Source organism: Pseudonocardia sp. OZ21, assembly GCF_059359135.1.
Genome location: NZ_JCADBN010000007.1, coordinates 324649 through 345565, shown reverse-complemented (window position 1 = coordinate 345565; position 20917 = coordinate 324649). Strand labels below are relative to the sequence as shown.

The following is a 20917-nucleotide window of genomic DNA, read 5'->3' as shown; positions in this document are numbered from 1 at the left end:
CCGTCACCGCGGGCCCCGTCCGGGGTCGCTCCCCGGACCGCCTTACCAGGCAGCGGGGGTCGCAGGACCCCTGCCAGCAGCAGGCGACGACGGACGGTGCCCGTGATGCTTCGAGGCCCCCGTTGCCCCCACGCTGCTCACACTCCGTGGACAAGGCGGCCGAGAAGGCACGTTGTCGCCCCAACTTCGCTGACGAGGTGTAGACCGATGAAGAGATGCTTCACCCGCTCGCCGGCCGTTGTCGGCCGCAGTGAGGACGTTCTGGTCCGGGAGTGGCGAACCCTCCAGCTGCGGCGGCTCGGCCTCTCGCGGCTGCTCGCCGGCAGGTTCGCCGAAGTCGTCGACTGGCACGAGGTGGCCAACCTCGTGGAGCGCGGCTGCCCGCCGGAGCTGGCGTTGCGGATCGTCCGATAGCCGGATGCGCTCCGGCGCGGACGTCCGTCGGTAGCGCCGTCGTACCCGCAGCCGCCTGGGACCAGGTATTGCGCAAGCAGGCGGTCGGGCGTACGACTGGCGCGACGTGCGTCCGACCGAGTGCGGAGGTATCGGATGGGCACGGACGGGGTGCAGCCGGGCCGGGATCCGCCCGGTCGACCCGAGGTCCTGCTGCACGAGAGCCCACGCACCCGGGTGACTCGGCTGTTCCTGCCCGGGCGCACCGTCGTCCGTAAGGAGCCGCTCGGCCCGGACGCCGATCGGCGGCTGCGGCACGAGGTGGCGATTCTGCAGCGGTTGCGCGGTGTCGCGGGGGTTGTCCAACCGGTGGAGGCGCCGCGGTACCCGGGGTCGGTCGTCCTGGCGGACGTGGGTGGTACGAGCCTGGCCCGTCGGGCGACACCGCTGGACGTGGATGAGCTGATCGGGCTCGCGTCGGGGTTGGCCCGGGCGGTGGCGGGGATCCACCGCCGGGGAGTGATGCACCGGGACATCACCCCGGCCAACATCGTGATCTCCGACGACGGAGCCCCGTGCCTCCTGAACTTCACGCGGGCGACCTCGTTCGCCGAGATCCGGCCCGAGTTCACCCACCACACCGAGATCGTCGGGACGCTCGCCTACCTCGCCCCCGAGCAGACCGGGCGGACCGGGCAGTCGGTGGATCAGCGTGCCGATCTGTACTCGTTGGGTGCGACGCTGTACGAGCTGGCGACGGGCGAGCCGCCGTTCGGTTCCGGCGACCCGTTGCGCCTCACGCACGATCACCTGGCGCGGGTGCCGGTGGCGCCGGCGGAGGTCAACCCGGCCGTGCCCGCCCCGTTGTCCGAGATCGTGATGCGTCTCCTGGAGAAGGAACCGGACCACCGGTACCAGAGCGCGGAGGGCGTGGCCCACGACCTGGAGTGGCTGCGGGACGCCCGGGCTCGTCCGGCAGCGACCCGGTTCCGCATCGGCGAGCACGATGTTCCGCTGCGGTTGCTGCCGCCGTCACGGCTGGTGGGGCGCGATGCCGAGGCGGCGGCGCTGGAGGCGGCCTTCGAGGAGGCGCTGGCGGGTCGATGCCAGGGGGTGCTGGTCAGTGGGGCGCCGGGGGTGGGCAAAACGGCGCTGGTCGATCAGCTGCGGACGGTCGTGACGGGCAGGGACGGCTGGTTCGTCGCCGGCAAGTTCGACCCGTACCGGCGGGATCTGGTGTTCAACGCGGTCCACCAGGCGTTCCGCGCCTTGGGTCGGATGCTCCTGGCCGAGCCGGACGACGAGCTGGCGGAGGTCCGCGAGCGGGCCCTCACGGCGCTCGGCCCGAACGCGGGTCTGATGAGCGCGACGGTGCCGGAGTTCGAGACGCTGCTGGGGGTGCCCCCCGATGCGGGGGACCCGCTGACCGCACAGGCGCGAGCGCAGCAAGTGGGTATGCACGGCCTGCGGGCGGTCGCGTCGCGGAAACGGCCGGTGGTGATGTTCCTCGACGACCTGCAGTGGGGCGGGCGCACACCGCTCGGCTTCGTCGATCTCGTGCTGAGCGAGGAGCCGGTCGAGGGCCTGTTGCTGGTGGGGGCGTACCGCGACTACGACGTGGACGTGGCACATCCGCTGGCCGCGCTGCTGTCCCGGTGGCGCGACCAGGCAGGCGTGCGGCAGCTGCGCCTGGACAACCTGCCGGTGCCGAGCCTCGTCACCATGGTTGCGGACATGCTGCACGTGGACCGGGCCAGAGCGGCGGGCCTGGTCGAGATGGTCAACGGGCACACGTCCGGCAACCCGCACGAGACGGTGGAGCTGCTCAACGCACTGCAACGCGAGGGCGTGCTGACCGCGACGGCCACCGGATGGCGGTGGGACGACGCAGCCGCGCGCGCTCGTCTCGGCGAATCCGAGGTGGCCGGTCTCCTCGCGGCGCGGGTCGAGGCCATGCCGCCGACCTCCCGCGGAGTGGTGGAGGCGATGGCATGCCTGGGCGGGCGCGCCGAGGTGAGCCTCCTCCAGACCGTCACCGACGCACCGGCGGCTGTCCTGGACAGACAGCTGGCGCCCGCCCTCGACGAGGGCGTCCTCGTGGTGGAGCCCGGGTTGCGGGAGGCGGTGCGGTTTCGCCACGACCGGACCCGTGAGGTCATCCTGCGCGGGCTGGACCCGCAGCGGCGACGCGACCTGCAGCTGACGATGGCGCGGCGGTTGGCCGGGGTGGGAGAACTGTTCGCGGTCGCGGCCGAGCAGTACCTGCCGGTGCTCGACGCCGTCGACGGCGGAGCGGAACGACAGCGGGTGGTGGCACTGCTGCGCCGCGCCGCCGAACAGGCGGCGTTGATCGGCGAGGACACCCTGGTGAACGCGCTCCTCGCCGGCGCGCTCCCGCTCATCGACCCGGAGGAGACCGCCTCGCTGATCACGGTGCACACCGGCCGCCACGCCGCCCTGTACAGCCTGGGCCGCCTCGACGAGGCGGACGAGGAGTACCGCGTCCTCAGCCGGCTGTGTCCCTCGGCGATCCAGCGTGTCGACGCGACGGCGCTGCAGGCGCGCAGCCTGACCCACCAGGCCCGTTTTGCCGAGGCGATCGAGCTGGGCCTGGACTCGCTGCGCGCCTTCGGCGTCACCGTCCCGGCAGCCGACCGGCTCGACGCCGAGCTCGACCACCAGTTCGGGTATCTGTACCGGTGGTTGGACCACACCGACGCTGCCGATGATCTGGCGCGACCGGAGATCACCGACCCCACGCTGCTCGCCGCGACCCGCCTGATCGACGCGATCCTGCCGGCGGCCTACTTCGTCGCCGACCACGCGGTACAGGCGTGGCTGAGCCTGGAGGCGGTGCGGATCTGGCTCGAACACGGCCCGGGTCCCACCCTGGTCAGCCCCGCCTGCGTCGCCTCCTTCCACGCTGTGGCGCAGCGCGGCGACAGCGCCGCCGGGTACCGGGCGTTGCGGCGGATCCTGGCGACGGGCGAAGCCCGCGGCTACGAACCCGATACGTCGCACGCCCGCCGCGTGTTCGCCATCCTCAGTTGCTGGTTCGAGCCCATCGAGAACGGTCTCCACGCCACCCAGCGCGCCCGCGAGGGGCTGATCGCCGGCGGCGCGCTGGCCTACGCCGGCTACACCTACCACCCGACCGTGTACTACGTGCTGGACTGCGCGCCAACCCTCGACGACGTCGTCGCCCACGTGGAGGCGGGGCTGGCCTTCGTGCGCCGTACGGGCAGCGAACAGACCGGCCAGTGGCTCGACAGCCACCTCTGGCTGGCCGATGTGCTGCGCGGTGGAGGGTCGGCCGCGATCGGCACAGCGGCTCCCATGGACAGGTACGCCGACAACCCGCTCGCGCTGTTCCACGCGCATCTCAACCGGGCGATCGCCGCGGTCGTCTTCGGCAACGGGAGCGAGCTGGCGCGGCACACCGCAGCGGCGATGCCGCTGCTGCCGGCCGTTCTGGGCAACTACCCGACCGCCGTGGCCTACCTGCTGCGCGGGCTGGCCGTCGCCGAGCAGGCCCGCGCAGGCCACGGTGACGAGCGCGCCGCTCTGCTGTCCGAACTGGACGACGTGACGCGGTGGCTGGCCGCCCGCGCCACGGACGCGCCCGACAACTTCCTGCACCTGCTGCGACTGGTCGAGGCCGAGCGGGCCTGGGCGGTCGGCGACTTCCGGGCCGCCGTGCTGGCCTTCGACGCGGCGCGGCGCGAGGTCACCCGGCAGCAGCGCCCGTGGCATCGAGCTGTGATCGCCGAGCACGCCGCCCGCTTCTACCTGGCCCACGGCGTCGAACATGCCGGCTACGACCTGCTCGCCGAGGCCCGCCAGGAGTACCTCTCCTGGGGAGCGGCGGCGAAGGTCGGCCAGCTGGACTGGGCGTACCCGATCCTGCGACGACACCCCGACGCCGCCTCCGGAACGCACGGCGACCAGGCCGTCGACGTTCTTCATCAGCGCGCCACCCTGACGACCGGGACGATCGACCTGCTCGGCATCCTGTCCGCGTCGCAGGCGCTGAGCTCCGAGACCAGCATCCAACGGCTGCACGCCCGCGTGGCCCAGGTGCTCGGCGCGATGACCGGCGCCACCGGCGTGCAGCTCCTGCTGTGGAGCGACGACCACCACGACTGGTTGCTGCCGGCACCGGACGGCGGCAACACGCAGGTCAGGGGCACCGGCAACGAACGATCGGTGCCGCTGTCCGTGCTGCGCTACGTCCAGCGCATCGGTGAACCGCTGGTCGTGGCCGACGCCACCCGCGACGACCGGTTCGCCCGCGACCCGTACCTCACCGATCTCGACTGCTGTTCCCTGCTGGCCGTCCCCATCCTCAGCCGCGGCACCCTGCGGGCCCAGCTGCTGCTGGAGAACCGCCTCATCCGCGGGGCTTTCACCGCCGAGCGGCTCGACGCCGTCACGCTCATCGCGGGCCAGCTCGCCGTCTCCCTCGACAACGCCCAGCTCTACGGCGAGCTCACCACCTCCCGCGCGCGGATCGTCGCCACCGCCGACCAGACCCGCCGGCGCATCGAACGGGACATGCACGACGGCGCCCAGCAACAGCTCGTCTCCCTGGTCCTCCAGGCGCGCGCGATGCAGGTGATGGTGCCTCCCGGAGACGTCGAGCTGGCCGCGCAGCTCGACGACCTGGCCGCCCAGGCAACCGTCGCACTCGACGAACTGCGCGAGCTCGCCCGCGGTATCCATCCGGCGACCCTCGCCGAGGGCGGCCTACGCCCCGCACTCAACGTTCTCGCCCGCCGCTCCCCCGTCCCGGTCGAGCTGGACATGCGGGCGGAGGGCCGACTACCCGAACACGTCGAGATCGCCGCCTACTACCTCGTCGCCGAAGCACTCACCAACACGGCGAAACACGCACGTGCCTCAGCCGCCCACGTCACCATCGACCTCCTCCACACCACCAACGGCAACGCGCTGCGGATCTGCGTACGCGACAACGGCCGAGGTGGCGCCGACCTCGGGGGCGGAACCGGCCTCGTCGGAATCAAGGACCGGGCCGAGGCACTCGGGGGTCACCTCTCGATACGCACCGCCCCCGGCGCCGGCACCACGCTGCAGGCCGAGCTCCCGCTCTCCCCCACCCACCCGGGTCCCGGGTGACGGACCACCGCGCCACGGGCAGCACCCAGGTCAGGTCAGCGCCAGTCCTCCGTCGACGGCGAGGACCTGCCCGGTCACCCACGCGGCACCGGGGTCGGCCAGATGCAGGATCCACGCGGCCGGCTCGTCGGGCTCCCCGCGCCTGCCGAGCGGGATCCGCGCCTCCTCCGCCCGTTTGATCTCGGCGATCGCGGCGTCGGACAGGCCGGCAGCGGCGAGCGCACCGCTCTCCGTCGGCCCGGGTGCGACGGCGTTCACGCGGATCCGTTCAGGGGCCAGCTCCGCGGCCCAGCTACGGGTGAGCTGCTCGACCGCAGCCTTCGACGCCCCGTAGTGACTGGCGCCGGGAGATGGGCGGTGTCCGAACGTGCTCGACACGTTGACGATGGTGCCGCCGTGTCGTCGAAGCTGGGGCAGCGCGGCACTGGCGAGGAGGCTGGGCGCTGTCACGTTCACCGCGAGGATGTCGGCGATCCGGGTGGCCGTGCTCTCGGCCAGGGGCATCGATGCGAAGACCCCGGCGGTGTTCACCAGGACATCGATGCGGCCCCACTCCCCCACCGCGGCATCGATCACGGCCTGAGCCGCATCGTCGCTGCGCAGGTCGGCCACGAACGGGACGATGGACGGTTCCCCCGCCGCCGTCTCCTCCAGTTCTTCCGCGCGCCGACCGACGGCCAGCACGCCGGCGCCCGCCAGAGCGAAGGCGCGCGCGGTCGCTCTGCCGATCCCTGAGCTCGCGCCCGTGACGATCACACCGCGCCCGGCAAAGGCACCCGCGCGGCCTGGTACTACCGACTCGCTGTTCGGCATCTGGTCACCTCCGATAGTCGCCACGCCAGGCGCGCCTGGTCAGGAACCCGTCGCGCGCTCGCCGTGGTTGGCCGTCACTCGGCCCGGAGGAAGGACAGGGCAGCCGCGGAGCTTGTGACAGCGCCGCGGAGGTATCTCCGATCAGTACTCAGCCGACGTAGGCCTTCCGGCCGGCCTCCGCCACCTGGTGGTCCTCCTCCACGGTGCCGGCGCTGACGCCCACGGCCCCGGCGATCGCACCGTCGGGGCTGCGCAGCAGCACACCTCCACCGAAGACGACGAGCCGCCCGCCGGTGGTGGACTCGATCCCGTACAAGGCCGCCCCGGGCTGCACGAGCGGCACGAGATCGCGGGTGTCCGACTGAAAGTAGACGGCGGTGAGCGCCTTTTTCTGCGAGATGTCCGCACCGATGAGCTTGGTGTCGTCCATCGCCACGAAAGCGACGAGGTTGCCACCGTCGTCGACCACTGCGATGTTCATGGGCTGCCCGATGGAGCCGGCCTCGACCTTGCAGGCCTCGATGATGTTGTCGGCCTGTTCGAGGGTGATGTTGCGGCTCATGATTACTCCCTGTCAGAAGAAGACGGGCACCGCGACCTCAGCCGGGGCCGCGAGCAGGTGCTTGATCTCGTCGTCGAGCCGACCAGCGTCAGCGACGCGCCGGCCGTGTGGACCGACGTGCAGCAGTCGTTGCGACAGCTGTGACTCCCCGTGATACCACGATCGGCGGGCTGTCGGTCGGCACCAGCGGATGTCGAGCTCGGTCCTGGGCGAGATCACGCCGTCGTGGCGTTACGAACGCGTGCGCGTCCCACCGGCCTGTGATGGACCAACCCGAGGAGCCGCTGAAGGCTCTCCGCCATCCTCTGCTGATCCACCCTCGCGCCGTAACTCCTGGTTCGGCTGCGGAAACCGGTTGGAGTATCGCACCCACCATTCGACGCATTGTCCCTGTCGTCGGCGGTTCCTCGGTGGCGACGTCGCGTGATATGTGTCGGCAGACGTGCCGCTTGGGATACCACTTGACAGCGACCAGCGCGGGTAGCGGCAAGTCCGAATGCCAACCAAAAGGGTCGCTACCGGCCCGGCCGCGGGTGAATTCGGGCCGATGTGTCCGCACGACCGACCACAGTCCTTGAAAATGGGCAGCCTTTGTCGTTATACTCCGCGCGCTTTGACATCCCGTCGCCAGGAGCCGTGGGATGCCTTTGAGACGGTCTCGCGAACGCGCTCATTTTCCGCCGACGAGAACCCGACTGCGGACCTGGGCAGCCGTTGGAGGGACGGTGCGATTCCGCCTGCGTCGACACCTCTACAGGCGCGGATGTCAGACGTGGCGCTCGTTCGTTCACTTCAGAACAACCGACAGGAGAGTACTCTCTGATGGACGTTCGGTATCAGGGGCGGGATGACCCGGCCGCTCCCCCTTCCCACTCAGACACCGAGATCGACGACGCCGAGCCGATCCTGGCTACTGAGAGGATGCCCCCGGAGTTGCAGGACGCGCTCTCCAAGGACTCGGGTGTGTTCATACGATCCCTGGACGAGCCGGCCCTCAACCTCACCGTCGAGCGGGTGGCGGGAACGCCCGACATCTGGCGCGTCCGGGGCAGCGAAATGCTGCTCACCGGGATCCCGGGCCAGCACCAGGCAGCCGCCGACCCGTCGGAGTCGGGGCCGGCGCTCGCCGACGTCGACACCCCCGGCTTCCGTCCATCCTGGGTGGACGTCGAGTCCGTTCCGCGACTCGTCCCGTTCCGAGCCGGGGTGGGCGGCACCGGCCGGGAGCACCTGTTCCACGAACCTCGTCCCCGCCGTGTACGGACGACCGAGGCCAAGGAGTCGCCAACCTTGCCGTTCCCGTTCCGCACCGTCGGCAAGGTGTTCGCTCGAGGCGGACCGAACGGGCCGGAAGGCGGCACGGGCGTGCTCGTGGGTCCGAACCTGGTTCTCACGGCTGGTCATCTGGCACCATGGGGAGCCCGGCCGGGCGAGTGGTCAATGGAGTTCATTCCCGGCCTTCGACCGGGCCAGCGACCGTTCGGCCAGTCGTTTGTCGACAGGTTCCATGGTTTCCGGACCGAGCCGGAGGCGAGCGGTCTCGACTACGTGATCTGCAGGCTCTTCCAGCCGATGGGAAGTTCGCTGGGTTTCATGGGCACCCAGTCGTTCGGCGACGAGAGCAGGTACGAGGAGCTGCGTTACTCCTCGCTCGGGTACCCCGACGCATTCGGACTGCGACAGGCGCTCGAGTCGATCATCCGTATCGCGGACATCGACAACGACAGTCCAGGACTTGAGCTCGAGGTACCCCACAGCCATCCGTTGGGCCCGGGATGGTCCGGTGGCCCGCTCTTCTTCGGACCTAATTCGAACCCTCGCGTCGTCGGCGTCCTCAGTGGTTCGGAGAAGGACGTGCTCGACCCGCGCCGGTGGGTGTTCGCAGGCGGTAAAGCACTTGTCGATCTCGTCAAGTTCGGGCTGGCCAACTTCCCTCCGTGAACGACCGCAGCGATCCTCCTACGATCCGATCAACGAGCGAGGACAAGGAAAAATGGCCGAGTTGCGACATTTCTGGACCGAGAACAATCCCTTCCAAGCCGCGGGCACTGTCTCGTGGAGCTGGACGACCGGCGAGAACTTGCACTACTGGGGATACTCGGTCCGGCCGTTCCAGCTCAACAGCGAGGTAGAGGTCACCCGGCAGTTCACGACATCGGACAACAACAATCAGTGGACGGAGCACTTCGTGGTGCGGAGCACCAGCCCGGGCCTCATCAGATTCAGCGCGATCGCGGTGATCGGTGCATGAGGATCACGGCGCTCTTCGATGAGGACGGGGTCATCCTGGCCGCCGTCGAGATGGACAATGATTACGCCGGCCCCTACCCGGTGGCCTCCGAAGAAACCTCGGTCGGCACCTTCGACGTCCCCGAGGCGGCACGTGGACGTTCACTCGTCGAGATCTGCACAAGCCTCCGGGTCGATGTCGCCGCGCGGCGTCTTCGATAGCTCGTCCCCGTTTGTCCTCGGGCCGACGAACGCGACGGCGCGTACCTCGGGGTGCGCGACCTCCCGAGAGTCGGCAACGGAAGCAGCGCCGTCGAGACGCGCCCGTGCCGACAGTGCCCCGCGCAACGTTTCTTACAATCTTGCGGCGCCAGTTCGTGGTGGTCAGATAGTGGTGCAGGTGGGCTCGAACCCATGACCTGGCGGATCATGATCCGCTGATCCGACCAGTCGTCGGAAGTGTGCATGACGCGGACCCGATCGGCGCGACGTCGACGGCCGAGGAGCGTGGAAACTCCAACGACCCACCGGGTTGGCCGTCGCAGTAGCTGACGAGTGCTCGCCATTCATGTCGGGCGCCGCATGAATAGGACCAAGACGACTTGACGAAGGACCGCGATCGGCCTTTGACGAGTTTTCGATCGCCATCTCGATTTCTCACATTCGTCGAATTCGAGAGCGACGACCAAGGAAACACCGACAGGGCCGGCGGCAACCCAACCGGCCCGCCGCCGCGGAGGACGACATTGGTCTTCTCGCCTTCAGACCCACTGCTGCAATGCGGCCGGCGGCCAATGCACACCTTGACGGTGAGATCACCGCGCGCCTAGCATCGCCGCACAGCCACCAGTTGAAACGATTCAACTCCGCAGCCACGTCTGACAAAGAGGTCATACGATGCGCAAGGCCACGTGCAAACCTACGCGGGCGCTCGTCGCCCTGGCGGCGGCAGCCGTCCTCGCCACCGGCTGCAGTGCCGGCAGTCTCGGTTCCAGTAGGGGCGACGGGGACGGCGTCACGCTGTCGTTCCTCACCAGCAACGGCCCCGAGGACATCGCCCTCGCCGAGGGACTGGCCACCGCCTTCATGGCCCAGAACGCCGGCGTGACCGTCCAGGTCGAGCAGCGCCCGCAGGGCACCGAGGGCGACAACCTCGTGAAGACGCGGCTCGCCACCGGAGACATGGCCGACGTCTTCGTCTACAACTCCGGGTCGCTCCTGCAGGCCCTCAACCCGGCGCAGACCCTCGTGCCGATCACCGACCAGCCATGGGCCCAGGACCTCGACAAGACGTTCGTCGACGCGGTGTCCGGGAACGGCCAGGTCTTCGGCGCCCCGATCGGCACCGTCCAGGCCGGCGCCGTCATGTACAACAAGACCGTCTACCAGCAGCTCGGTCTCCAGATCCCCCGGACCTGGGACGAGTTCATGGCGAACAACGCGGTCATCGCGGCGCGGTCCGACGCCGCGCCGGTGATCCAGACCTACCGGGAGACCTGGACCTCGCAGCTGTTCGTCCTCGGCGACTTCCGCAACGTCCTGCAGACCGAGCCGGACTTCCCCCAGCGCTACACGGCAGGCCAGGTGAAGTACGCGACGTCAGCCGCGGCGTTGCGCGGCTTCCAGCACCAGCAGGCGGTGCACCAGGCCGGCTACATGAACGAGGACTTCGCATCCGCCACCTACAACGACGGGCTGCGGATGCTGGCCGAGGGCACTGGCGTGCACTACCCCATCCTCACCAGCGCGATCGGCGAGCTCGTCGCCAGCCACCCGGACGCGGTCGCCAACATCGGCGTCTTCGGGCTGCCGGGCGACGACGCGGCGACGAACGGCATCACCATCTGGACGCCGAACGCGGTGTACATGCCCCAGACCGTGCAGGGTACGCAGCGCGACGCAGCACTGCGCTTCCTGGCCTTCATCGCCAGCCCCGCCGGCTGCCAGGCGATGACGGACGCGGCGACGCCGACCGGCCCGTACGTCGTCACGGGCTGCGAGCTCCCCGCGGACGTGCCGCCTGCGGTCAAGGACATCCAGACCTACCTCGACCAGAACGCCGCGAGCCCGGCGCTGGAGTTCCTGTCGCCGGTGAAGGGTCCGAACCTCGAGAACCTCACGGTGGAGGTCGGCTCCGGCATCCGCTCCGCTGAGGACGCCGCCGCTCTCTACGACCAGGACGTCGCCCAGCAGGCGCAGCAGCTCGGCCTCGCGGGCTGGTGACCGCGCCGCGCTGACAGCCGGCAGACCCGACCGGGTCGCCGGCCCGGCTCATCCGACGAACGACGAGCCCGGCCGGCGCCCGGACCCCGCGCAGGGAGGCACCCGATGGCGACGAACACCATGGCTGGACCTGCGGCGCCGCCCGGCCGCAGCACTCGGCCCGACAAGGCGCGCGGCAGACGCAAGAGCCCGTACCCGCACTGGTTCTATCTGCCGGCGGCGATCGTCTACTCGGTGCTCTTCCTGGTGCCCACCTTCGCGTCGTTCTACTTCAGCCTGACCCGGTGGACGCTCTTCGAGACGGAGTTCATCGGCTTCGACAACTTCGTCACGTTCTTCGAGCAGCCACAGCTCGTCACCGGCCTGGTGAACACGATGATCTACGCGTTCGTCACGTCCGGGGCGAAGGTGGTGCTGGGCCTGCTCCTCGCGGTGTTCCTCACGTCGCAGATCATCGCCCGCGGCTGGTTGCGGTCGGTGGTCTTCTTCCCGGTGCTCGTGAGCACCGTGGGTGTCGGCATCGCGTTCCAGGTGCTCATGGATCCGCAGGACGGGCTCATCAACGACTCCCTCGCGCTGCTCGGAATCGACGGGCCGGGCTGGCTCACCGACCCCGACCTCGCGCTGCTGTCCGTCGCCGGGGTCGACATCTGGAAGGGCGTCGGCCTGGCCACCGTCATCTACATCGCCGGCATCGTCTCGATCCCGCAGGAGTACTACGAGGCCGCGAGGGTGGACGGGGCCGGTGCGTGGCAGAACTTCCGGCACATCGTTCTCCCGCTGGCTCGGCCCGCCACCGCGACGGTGATCATCCTGTCGCTCATCGGGGGCCTGCGGTCCTTCGAGCTCATCTGGGCGATGACGCGCGGCGGGCCGGGCTACACCTCGGACGTCATCGCGTCCGTGATCTACAAGCAGTACCAGGCCGGCTTCTACGGCATCTCCACCGCGGGCAACGTGGTGCTGTTCGTCGTGGTCACGGCGATCGTCCTGCCGCTGACGCTGTTCCTCAACCGGCGAGAGGTGGAGATGTGAGCCGCACCTACCGCTACTGGGCCAGCACGCTCGGGCTCGTCCTCACCGGGGTCATCTTCGTGGTCCCGTTCGCGTTCATCGTCCTCACGTCGCTGAAGACGCGGCAGGAGGCCAACCTCCTCGAGTTCTCCTGGCCCACCCGGATCGCCTTCGTCGACAACCTCGTCGAGGTGATCCAGGCGCGCGACTTCATGCTCGTCATCGCCTTCATCAACAGCACCGTGCTGACGGTGGCCAGTGTGGCCGGCATCGTGGTGCTCTCCGCGATGGTGGCGTTCGTCCTGCAGCGGCGCAAAACGCGCTGGAACCCGTTCATCAACTTCCTCGTGCTGTCCGGGCTCATCATCCCGCCGGCGGTGGTGCCCACGATCTGGGTGCTCCAGGGGATCAGCCTGTTCGACACCATGCTCGGGCTCATTCTCGTCGAGATGGCGTTCGGTCTGTCGTTCTCGATCCTGCTCTTCCGCGCCTTCATCTCGACGATTCCGCGGGAGATCGACGAGGCCGCCATCATCGACGGCGCCGGCCCCTTGCGCGTGTTCTTCAGGATCATCCTGCCGCTGCTGAAACCGGTGGTCGTCACGGTCGTCGTCGTGCAGGCGGTGCAGGTCTTCAACGACTTCGTGAACCCGCTCTACTTCCTGCCCGGCAACCCCACCGTGCAACTCACGCTCTACAACTTCCAGAGCCAGTTCCAGACGAGCTACAACCTGCTCTTCATGGACATCCTGCTCATCACCATTCCGCCGCTCGTCATGTTCATCTTCTTCAACCGCCAGATCGTCGCCGGGATGACCTCCGGCGCCGTGAAGGGCTGAGCCACCGTCGATCCGTTCCAGGAAGGACGTCCGTGACCGCTGCGCCGTCGACCCGTGTCATCCGCACCACCGCCGAGCACTCCACCGACCGCAGGACCGTCGCCACGCCGACGCCGCGCCTGTCCTGGGTCGTCGAGACCGACGTGCCGGACTGGCGGCAGGCGTCCGCCGAGGTCGAACTCACCCCCACGGGCGGGGAGGCGACGACCGTCCGCCTCGACGGCCCCGAGGCGGTGCTCGTCGACTGGCCCTTCGAGCCGCTCGCAGCAGGCGACGAGGTCGCCGTCCGGGTGCGGGTCACCGGCACGGACGGTGGGACGTCCGCGTGGAGCGGGCCGCTGCCCGTCGTCGCCGGCTTCCTCGCCGACGGGCAGTGGACCGCACGGATGGTCGGCCTCGCCGACCCGCAGCAGCCGGCGCAGCCGGTGCTCGTGCGGCACGCCTTCACCGTCGACCGCCCGGTGCGGCGGGCACGGCTGTTCGCGACCGCGCACGGCGTCTACCAGGTCGCGGTCAACGGGCGCGATGTCGACGACGAGGTGCTGAAGCCCGGCTGGACCGCGTACCAGTGGCGCCTCGTGCACGAGACCACCGACGTCACCGACCTCCTCGTCGAGGGGGAGAACGCCGTCGGCGTCCGCCTCGCGGGCGGCTGGTGGACCGAACGCTTCGGCTTCCGGGACGCGGCGGAACGGATCTACGGCGAGCAGCCTGCCGTCGCGGTGCAGATCGTCGTGGAGTTCGCCGACGGCACGAGCGAGACGGTCGCCAGCGGCGAGGGCTGGCGGGCGACCGGCGAGGGGCCGACCACCCGCAGCGGCATCTATCCCGGCGAGCACGTCGACGCGCGGCGCGAGCCCGCGGGCTGGTCGAGCCCCGGCTTCGACGACCACGCCTGGTTGCCGGCGCGGATCGACGGGGACTTCCCGGTGCCGCAGGCGCGCCGCTCACCGGGCGCCCGCCGCGTCGCCGAGCTACCGGTGCGGGAGGTCATCACGACGCCGAGCGGCAAGGCGGTGCTCGACTTCGGCCAGAACCTCGTCGGGTGGCTGCGCATCACCGTGCGCGGCGAGGCCGGAACCACGGTCACGCTGAAGCACGCCGAGGTCCTCGAGAACGGTGAGCTCGGCACCCGGCCGCTGCGCGCGGCCGACGCCACCGACTCCTACACGCTCGCCGGCACGGGCGAGGAGACGTGGGAGCCGTGGTCGACGTTCCACGGCTTCCGGTACGCGCAGGTCGACGGCTGGCCCGGCGAGCTCGACCCGTCCGACATCGTCGCCGTCGTCGTCAGCAGCGACATGCGCCGCACCGGCGAGTTCGAGTGCTCGCACGAGCAGTTGCAGCAACTGCACGAGAACATCGTCTGGGGCATGCGCGGCAACTTCCTGCACGTCCCCACCGACTGCCCGCAGCGCGACGAACGGCTCGGCTGGACCGGCGACATCCAGGTCTTCGCGCCGACCGCCACCGACCTCTTCGACTGCAACGGTTTCCTCGCGAGCTGGCTGCGCGACCTCACACTCGAGCAGGAAGCGGCGGACGGCATCGTCCCGTTCGTCGTCCCGCACGTCCTCGGCAGGCCCGTCCCCGCGGCCGCGTGGGGGGACGCCGCAACGGTGGTGCCGACGGTGCTCCACGAGCGGTACGGCGACCGGCAGGTGCTCGTCGACCAGTACCCGAGCATGCGCTCGTGGGTGGAGACGATCCTCGGGCTCGCGGGCGAGCGGCGGCTGTGGGAGGGGCAGTTCCAGTTCGGCGACTGGCTCGACCCGGCGGCCCCGCCCGAGCGGCCCGGGGAGGCGAAGACCGACCCCGACATCGTCGCGAGCGCCCACGTCTTCCGGTCCACCGACATCCTCGCCCGTACCGCGGCGCTCCTCGGGTACGCCGCCGACGCCGAGCACTACCGGCGCATCGCCGAGGAGGTGCGCGCCGCCTTCCTGCGCGAGTACGTCACCGGCGCCGGGCGGATGCTCTCGGACACGCAGACCGCGTACGCGATGGTCCTCGAGTACGGCATCGCCACCGACCCGCAGCTGCGCAGGCAGATGGGAGACCGGCTCGCCGACCTGGTCCGCGCGGGCGGCTACCGGGTGGCCACCGGCTTCGTCGGCACCCCGATCGTCTGTGACGCGCTGACGACCACGGGGCACGTCGACGTGGCGGGCCGCCTCCTGCTGCAGACCGAGAACCCGTCGTGGCTCTACCCCGTGACGATGGGGGCGACGACCGTCTGGGAACGCTGGGACAGCATGCTCGAGGACGGCTCGATCAACCCGGGCCAGATGACGTCGTTCAACCACTACGCGTTCGGCGCGATCGCCGACTGGATGCACCGCACCGTCGCCGGCCTGGCCCCCGCCGCGCCCGGCTACCGGGAGCTGCGGATCGCGCCGCACCCGATCGCCGGGATCGAGTTCGCCCGGGTCGCGCACGAGACGCCCTACGGACGGGCGGCGGCAGGCTGGGAGCGCACCTCAGGCGGCATCGTCGTGACCGCGGTGGTGCCGGCAGGCACCACGGCCACCGTGCACCTGCCCGACGGCTCGGACCCGCTGGTCGTCGGCTCGGGATCGCACTCGTGGACGGTCTCCGTGAACGGCCGGTCCACGCCCGACGGCGCCGTCTCGCTCGACTCCGAGCTCGCCGACATCGCCGACGACCCGGCCGCGTACGCAGCCGTCATGGGCACGCTGCGCAAGTACGACGAGGAGCAGGCACGCGAGTTCCGCGACACGACACGGTGGGTGCGCGGGAGCCGACTCGTCGACGTGATGCGCAAGATCCCACCGGTCATCCAGACGGAGGTCGCCGAGGCCCTGGCGGGTGTGACCCGGTCCCGCGGCGCGGAATGAAACGTTACATCCGCAGCGACGGCACGGCCCGTAGCCCTGATGTCGTCGGCCGCTGCGCGAGCTCCAGGTCCTGCATCGTGAACCGCTTGCCGTAGGTGGCGGTCACCGCGTCGACGGTGGCGGTGAGCTCGGTGCTGGTCCGCAGCGTGCCGAGCCCGGTGCCGAGGACCCGGATGACGACGGTGTTCTCGCCGGCGCGCAGCGCATCGGTGACGTCGACGGCGTACGGCGGGGCCCACGCCCAGCCGCAGTCGACGCCGTTGACGATCACCTGGGCTACTTCGCCCACCGGTGCGGCGACCTCCGCCCGGTACGACGCGCCGCGCAGCCCCGGCTCGCCGAGGACGTCGAGCGCGTCGGCGCTCGCCGCGCCGAGGTCGAGCAGCACGCGGCCGCCGAGCCGGTCGACGGTCACCATGGTCTCGTACCGGGCACCGCCCGAGTAGTCGGCGCGCCCGGGGTCGTCCTCCCACCGGTGCGGCAGCACCACGGCCGTCCGCTCGTCGGGAGCGTCAGCGTACGCGACGGTCCACGGGCCGCCGAGCTCGACGGCGTCCGCCGGGCCGTCCGCCGGTACGACCGAGACGGTCTCGTAGGGCGCGGGCAGCCCGACGACGACCGCGGCCTCGTAGGGCTGCAGGTGCAGCGGCACCCCGGTGTCGATGACGTCGACCCGGTGGGCGCGTCCGGTGCGCGCGTCCCACCGCTCGTACGCCGCGGCGATGTCGCGCGGGTGCAGCGTGAAGGACTGCGGGTGCGGGCCGGTGTTCGCCACGAAGTAGAGATCGACCTCACCGGCCCGGCGGTGCACGACGCCGATGTCGGGCGTCGCGGGGCTCGTCGGGGCGTCCGGCTTCCCGAGCGCCGGCAGCAACGCATCGACGTCGGCGACGGCGATCCACTCGTCCCGGTGGACGTCGCCGCCCACGGTCACGACGACACCGCCCGCCGCGGCGTACTTCTCGAGCCGGCGCGCCGTCTCCACCGGCAGGTCCCGGACGAACGGCAGGACGACGGCGCGGTACCGGCTCCAGTCGGCCTCGCGCAGGGCCGTGTCGTCGACGAGGTCGTAGTCGTACCCGGCCTCCCGCAACGCCGCGGGAAGCGCGTCGCCGATGTGCTCGTGGGTGGCGCGCCACAGGTCGAGATAGCCGCGCGTGCCGGGCTCGAAGCGCTGCGCGGCGTCGCGGCTCGGTGCGTAGAGCGCGACGTCGACAACCGGGTGGCCCTGGCGCAGCAGCCAGCACAGGCGCTGCAGGTAGCCCGCGAGCGCGGGCATGGCCGGCCACCACGGGTTCGCGTCGCTGAGGACACCGGCCGCGTAGAAGATCCAGCCGGGCGCCGACACGTCGGGCGGCGAGTACGGCCAGCCGTGCCCGACGAGCTGGTTGACCCCCAGGAGCAGGTGCTCGTGCGCCTCGCCGACCAGGTCGAGCGGCGTCGCGGCCAGCGACGGCGAGTGCACCCACGTCCAGGTCTCGGACGAGACGACCGGCCGCTGGTAGAGGTGCGCCGCCGACGTCGCCCACTTCGTCTGCGTGACCGACCGCCACCCCCACCCCTCCCCCTCGGGCAGGTCCGCGTGCCGGTACGCGCTCAGCGACCCGGGCGGCTGGCCGTAGCTCTGGATGCGGAACAGGACGCCGTGCCGCTGCGCCCACTCCCCCACGACGGCGACGATGTTCTCCTCGTACAGCTCCCCGAGCGTCATCGCGACGTCGGCGCGCACCCGCTCCGACCCCGCACCGCGGACGTGCAGCAGCGGTAGCTCGGGCAGGAGGTCGTAGCCGCGGCGAGCCCGGAACTCCTCCGGCAGCGCCGGCGTCCAGTCCGCGCCGTACACCTCCAGGCTGTCGCAGAAGACCGCGGTGACGAGCTCGCTCGGCACCGCGACGAGGATCGGCTCGCCGACGGCGCGCAGGTGCGCCTCGGTGGCCGCCCGGCTGAGGTGGTCGAGCACCGGCCCTTCCGCCCCGACCGCCGCCGCTTGACGTTCTGGCCGGTCGGACTCGACACCGCGAAAAGGACGGTGCGCGGCCCGGCCCCCTCCGGAATCTCGACGACACCGTCCCTTTCGGCGAGCTGCCGCCACTGCGTGGGGAGCTCCTGCCGGGAGCCGTCACCGACGTACGCGGCGACGAGATGGTCACCGGGCCAAGGCTGGGCGGCGGGGATCCGTGCGGCGCGCGGCGGCACCTCCCGCACGTCCCACCGCAACTGCCGCGCGGCGGCCTCGTCGGTGATGTGCGGACCACCGAACGACCACCCACTGCCGATCGTGACGTCGAAGCGCAGACCGAGCCGGGCGGCCGTCTCGGCAGCGAACCGCAGCCGGGACAGGAACCGCTCGGAGAGAAAGCCACCCCCGGCCCCCTCGGAGGTCGACAGCGGGTAGGTCGAGCACACCTCGACCCCACCGATGCCCGCGGCCGCCATGACCTCCAGCTCGCGGGCGAGCTCGGCCTCCTCGACGAAGGGGCCCGAACCACCACCACCGCATCATCACCCGGCTGTCGGGTGGTGGGGCGGCAAAGCCTTCTCGCAGCGTTCGGATGGTCGGCTCGGCTGACGGCATCGTCGTGGCCCCCTCGGTGCGCGTCATTGAAAGGTATCAACGCGACCGCGGGGTGATCCGGTCTGAATTGTCGAGCGCGCACGCCACCGCCCGAGTTCACTCAGGAGTTAGGCCACCTCGGCGTATTCGGGTACCTCGGTGATCTCACCAGGGCCGGACGATGGTGTTGTTGTCCAGGGTGACGGAGCCGTCGCGCGCAAGAACCTGGCCGTTGACACTCACACCGGCGTTCACGGTGATCGACACGGCGGCCAGGACCCTGCCGGCGAAGGCGGTGTTGGTGCCGAGGGTGGCGGAACTTCCGATCAGCCAGATGACGTTGCGGGCCGTGGCGCCGTTGGTGAGGACGACCGCGCTCGCGGTTGCCGTCGTCAGGGTCGATCCGATCTGGAAGATCCATTCGGCGTTGCGATCGCCCAGGGCATCCAGTGTGAGCGTCCCGGTCACTCCGAGGGAGGTAGCCGCGTTGTAGACGCCGGGAGTCAGCGTCAGACCGCCGATGTCGCCGGGGATGCCGGCGTCCGGGGTCCGGGCGACCGCGGCGGCGTACGTCGCGACCAGATCAGCCTGGGCCTCGACGGCGGCCGCATCCGAGATATGGATGGTCCCGTTCACCTGGCCGGGCGCAAATCCGGTAACCGACACCCCCGGGCTCACTCCGAGGTCTCCGGTGACGTTGGTGAGGCCGGTGTTGGTGACGGACTGCCCGCCGAGCACAGCGAAAGTGCCGAGATATGTGTAGGCGTTCACGGCGGTGGTGGTGCCACCGAGGGTGGTGACGGAGACATCAGCCAAGCCGAGCGCGCCGGCCGGCACCAGGACGTTGATCTCGGTGTCCGAGGCGATCCGGTAGAGGGTGGCAGGCGTTCCGTCGAAGGAGATGCCGGTCGTGTACAGGAACCCAGTCCCGGTGATGACGACGAGGTTGCCACCACCCACCGGTCCCGAGTCGAGTGTCAGAGCGGTGATAGAAGGGAGTGCCAGGTAGGTGTAGGTGCCCCCGTTGCCGACTCCTCCCCTGGTGCGCACGGTGACCGTGACCGGGCCCGCGGCGGTCGCCGCCGGGACGGTCACGGTGAGTTGGCCGTCATAATCGACGACAAATACTGCGATCTGCGTACCGAATCGGACCTCGGTCGTAGTGGAGAGCCCGCGTCCGGTGAAAGTCACCGTGTTTCCCCCTGCCACCGGGCCGACGGCAGGTGCGATGATACGGAAAGAGGGCGGTGGCAGATAGAAATAGGTGCCGACGACCCCCGTCCCCCCGGGAGTTGTCACAGCGACCGGCACCGCGCCGTTTCCCGAGGGTGTGATGGTGGCCGTGGTCGTATCGCTCAGGACCGTGAAACTCGCGGCCTGGCGGGAGCCGTAGCGCACGCTGGTGGTGCCGGTGAAGCGGGTACCCGTGAGGGTCACCGCGTCCCCGCCGGCGGTGGATCCCTGGTTCGGTGAGACGGGCATAGTGCGCTCCCTGGATCCATCGGGGCAAGGGGACGGGCGAGTCGCACGCCGGCTTCTCCGACGACGACGCAGCGGCTCGACTGCGCCCGCAGTAGCCCACCGATGAAAGGCGATGGCAATGTTCGAGACCTGATGTCACCCGAAAGAGTGATAGGCTCAACACTTGACGCCGGAGGGTCACCACCGATATAGAGCCCACGCCGTACCGCGCACAGCAGCAAGAAACATCAAGCGGATATCAGGTCCAAATACTGTGCGCGCAAATAATATTATGAAAATCCGGCACAGCGCCCATTCGCGACCCCACCAGCTGTCCGAGCAGGCGGGGCAAATCGACGAAGCCATGGGGTCGATTCGTCCACAGAGTTTCGGGCGGCTACAGGATGGTGGTGATCTTGACCGCGAAGCCCTCCGAGCTGCGCGGGCGGAGGCGCCATGCGAGCAGCGCCGCCCTCCGCGTCGTTGATTCTCTGGAGAAGGCGACGAGCCGGACCAACTCTTGGCTCTCGAGATTGTCGCGCCCGAACGGCATGTACACAGCGTTGCGCATCGGTCGTCGCAGGTGCGGCGTCGAGCATGGCAGGGCGTTCGCCCTTCTCGGCGGCGCGGTCGAGGGACCGGTCGTGGCACGCGCCGCGGTCACGCTGGGTCCGCGTAACCCCGGTAGCAGGTATATGGAAATTGGGGGCAGTACCAGGCTCGGGATCGGGACTGGCGGTGATGCGCCGCACGGGTGCCGGAGGGGAGGCTCTTCGCGAGCGGGAACGCACCTTGTCCCGGTGCCGCTGCGCCATCAGTCGGGCCGTCCGGCAGA

Annotated in this window: 13 protein-coding genes; 9 read left to right on the top strand and 4 right to left on the bottom strand. The window is 70.2% G+C overall.

Annotated elements, in window-relative coordinates:
• Positions 1-207 precede the first annotated feature (207 nt).
• Both AC5L35_RS18985 and AC5L35_RS18980 read left to right on the top strand, forming a co-directional pair.
• A complete protein-coding gene (locus AC5L35_RS18985; protein ID WP_495060984.1) occupies positions 208-414 on the top strand; it encodes a hypothetical protein in 207 nt (68 codons plus the stop codon).
• Between the two features lie 135 nt (positions 415-549).
• The gene (locus AC5L35_RS18980) at positions 550-5529 is read left to right on the top strand and encodes an AAA family ATPase (protein ID WP_495060983.1); all 4980 of its coding nucleotides are present in this window, start codon (positions 550-552) and stop codon (positions 5527-5529) included.
• A gap of 30 nt (positions 5530-5559) precedes the next feature.
• Here the strand turns inward: AC5L35_RS18980 and AC5L35_RS18975 are convergent, their stop codons facing one another.
• Positions 5560-6342, bottom strand: a complete 783-nt coding sequence (locus AC5L35_RS18975) for an SDR family NAD(P)-dependent oxidoreductase (protein WP_495060982.1) — start codon at positions 6340-6342, stop codon at positions 5560-5562.
• 148 nt (positions 6343-6490) lie between these two features.
• Positions 6491-6904 carry a GlcG/HbpS family heme-binding protein gene (locus AC5L35_RS18970; RefSeq protein WP_495060981.1) on the bottom strand — a complete coding sequence of 138 codons (414 nt, stop codon included), beginning with the start codon at positions 6902-6904 and terminating at the stop codon, positions 6491-6493.
• A gap of 963 nt (positions 6905-7867) precedes the next feature.
• Here AC5L35_RS18970 and AC5L35_RS18965 point away from each other — a divergent pair.
• From AC5L35_RS18965 to AC5L35_RS18935, 7 genes are all read left to right on the top strand, one after another.
• Complete coding sequence (locus AC5L35_RS18965) at positions 7868-8845, top strand: trypsin-like serine peptidase (protein ID WP_495060980.1); 978 nt, start codon at positions 7868-7870, stop codon at positions 8843-8845.
• A gap of 52 nt (positions 8846-8897) precedes the next feature.
• Positions 8898-9155 carry a hypothetical protein gene (locus AC5L35_RS18960; RefSeq protein WP_495060979.1) on the top strand — a complete coding sequence of 86 codons (258 nt, stop codon included), beginning with the start codon at positions 8898-8900 and terminating at the stop codon, positions 9153-9155.
• Positions 9152-9355, top strand: a complete 204-nt coding sequence (locus AC5L35_RS18955; protein ID WP_495060978.1) for a hypothetical protein — start codon at positions 9152-9154, stop codon at positions 9353-9355. Before AC5L35_RS18960 ends, AC5L35_RS18955 begins: the two co-directional genes overlap by 4 nt.
• Positions 9356-10030: 675 nt before the next feature.
• Positions 10031-11356: an ABC transporter substrate-binding protein gene (locus AC5L35_RS18950; RefSeq protein ID WP_495060977.1), complete on the top strand. Its 1326-nt coding sequence runs from the start codon at positions 10031-10033 to the stop codon at positions 11354-11356.
• Positions 11357-11461: 105 nt separating this feature from the next.
• On the top strand, positions 11462-12391 hold the full coding sequence (locus AC5L35_RS18945) for a carbohydrate ABC transporter permease (protein ID WP_495060976.1): 930 nt from the start codon (positions 11462-11464) through the stop codon (positions 12389-12391).
• A complete protein-coding gene (locus AC5L35_RS18940; RefSeq protein WP_495060975.1) occupies positions 12388-13209 on the top strand; it encodes a carbohydrate ABC transporter permease in 822 nt (273 codons plus the stop codon). The genes AC5L35_RS18945 and AC5L35_RS18940 overlap by 4 nt, the downstream gene beginning before the upstream one ends.
• Before the next feature lie 32 nt (positions 13210-13241).
• Complete coding sequence (locus tag AC5L35_RS18935; RefSeq protein ID WP_495060974.1) at positions 13242-16067, top strand: alpha-L-rhamnosidase; 2826 nt, start codon at positions 13242-13244, stop codon at positions 16065-16067.
• Positions 16068-16071: 4 nt separating this feature from the next.
• Here AC5L35_RS18935 and AC5L35_RS18930 read toward each other — a convergent pair whose 3' ends face one another.
• Together AC5L35_RS18930 and AC5L35_RS18925 are read right to left on the bottom strand one after the other, a co-directional pair.
• Positions 16072-18159, bottom strand: coding sequence for a glycosyl hydrolase (locus AC5L35_RS18930; protein WP_495060973.1), 2088 nt, complete (start codon positions 18157-18159; stop codon positions 16072-16074).
• A gap of 627 nt (positions 18160-18786) precedes the next feature.
• A complete protein-coding gene (locus AC5L35_RS18925; RefSeq protein ID WP_495060972.1) occupies positions 18787-20103 on the bottom strand; it encodes an ice-binding family protein in 1317 nt (438 codons plus the stop codon).
• Between the last annotated feature and the right edge of the window lie 814 nt (positions 20104-20917).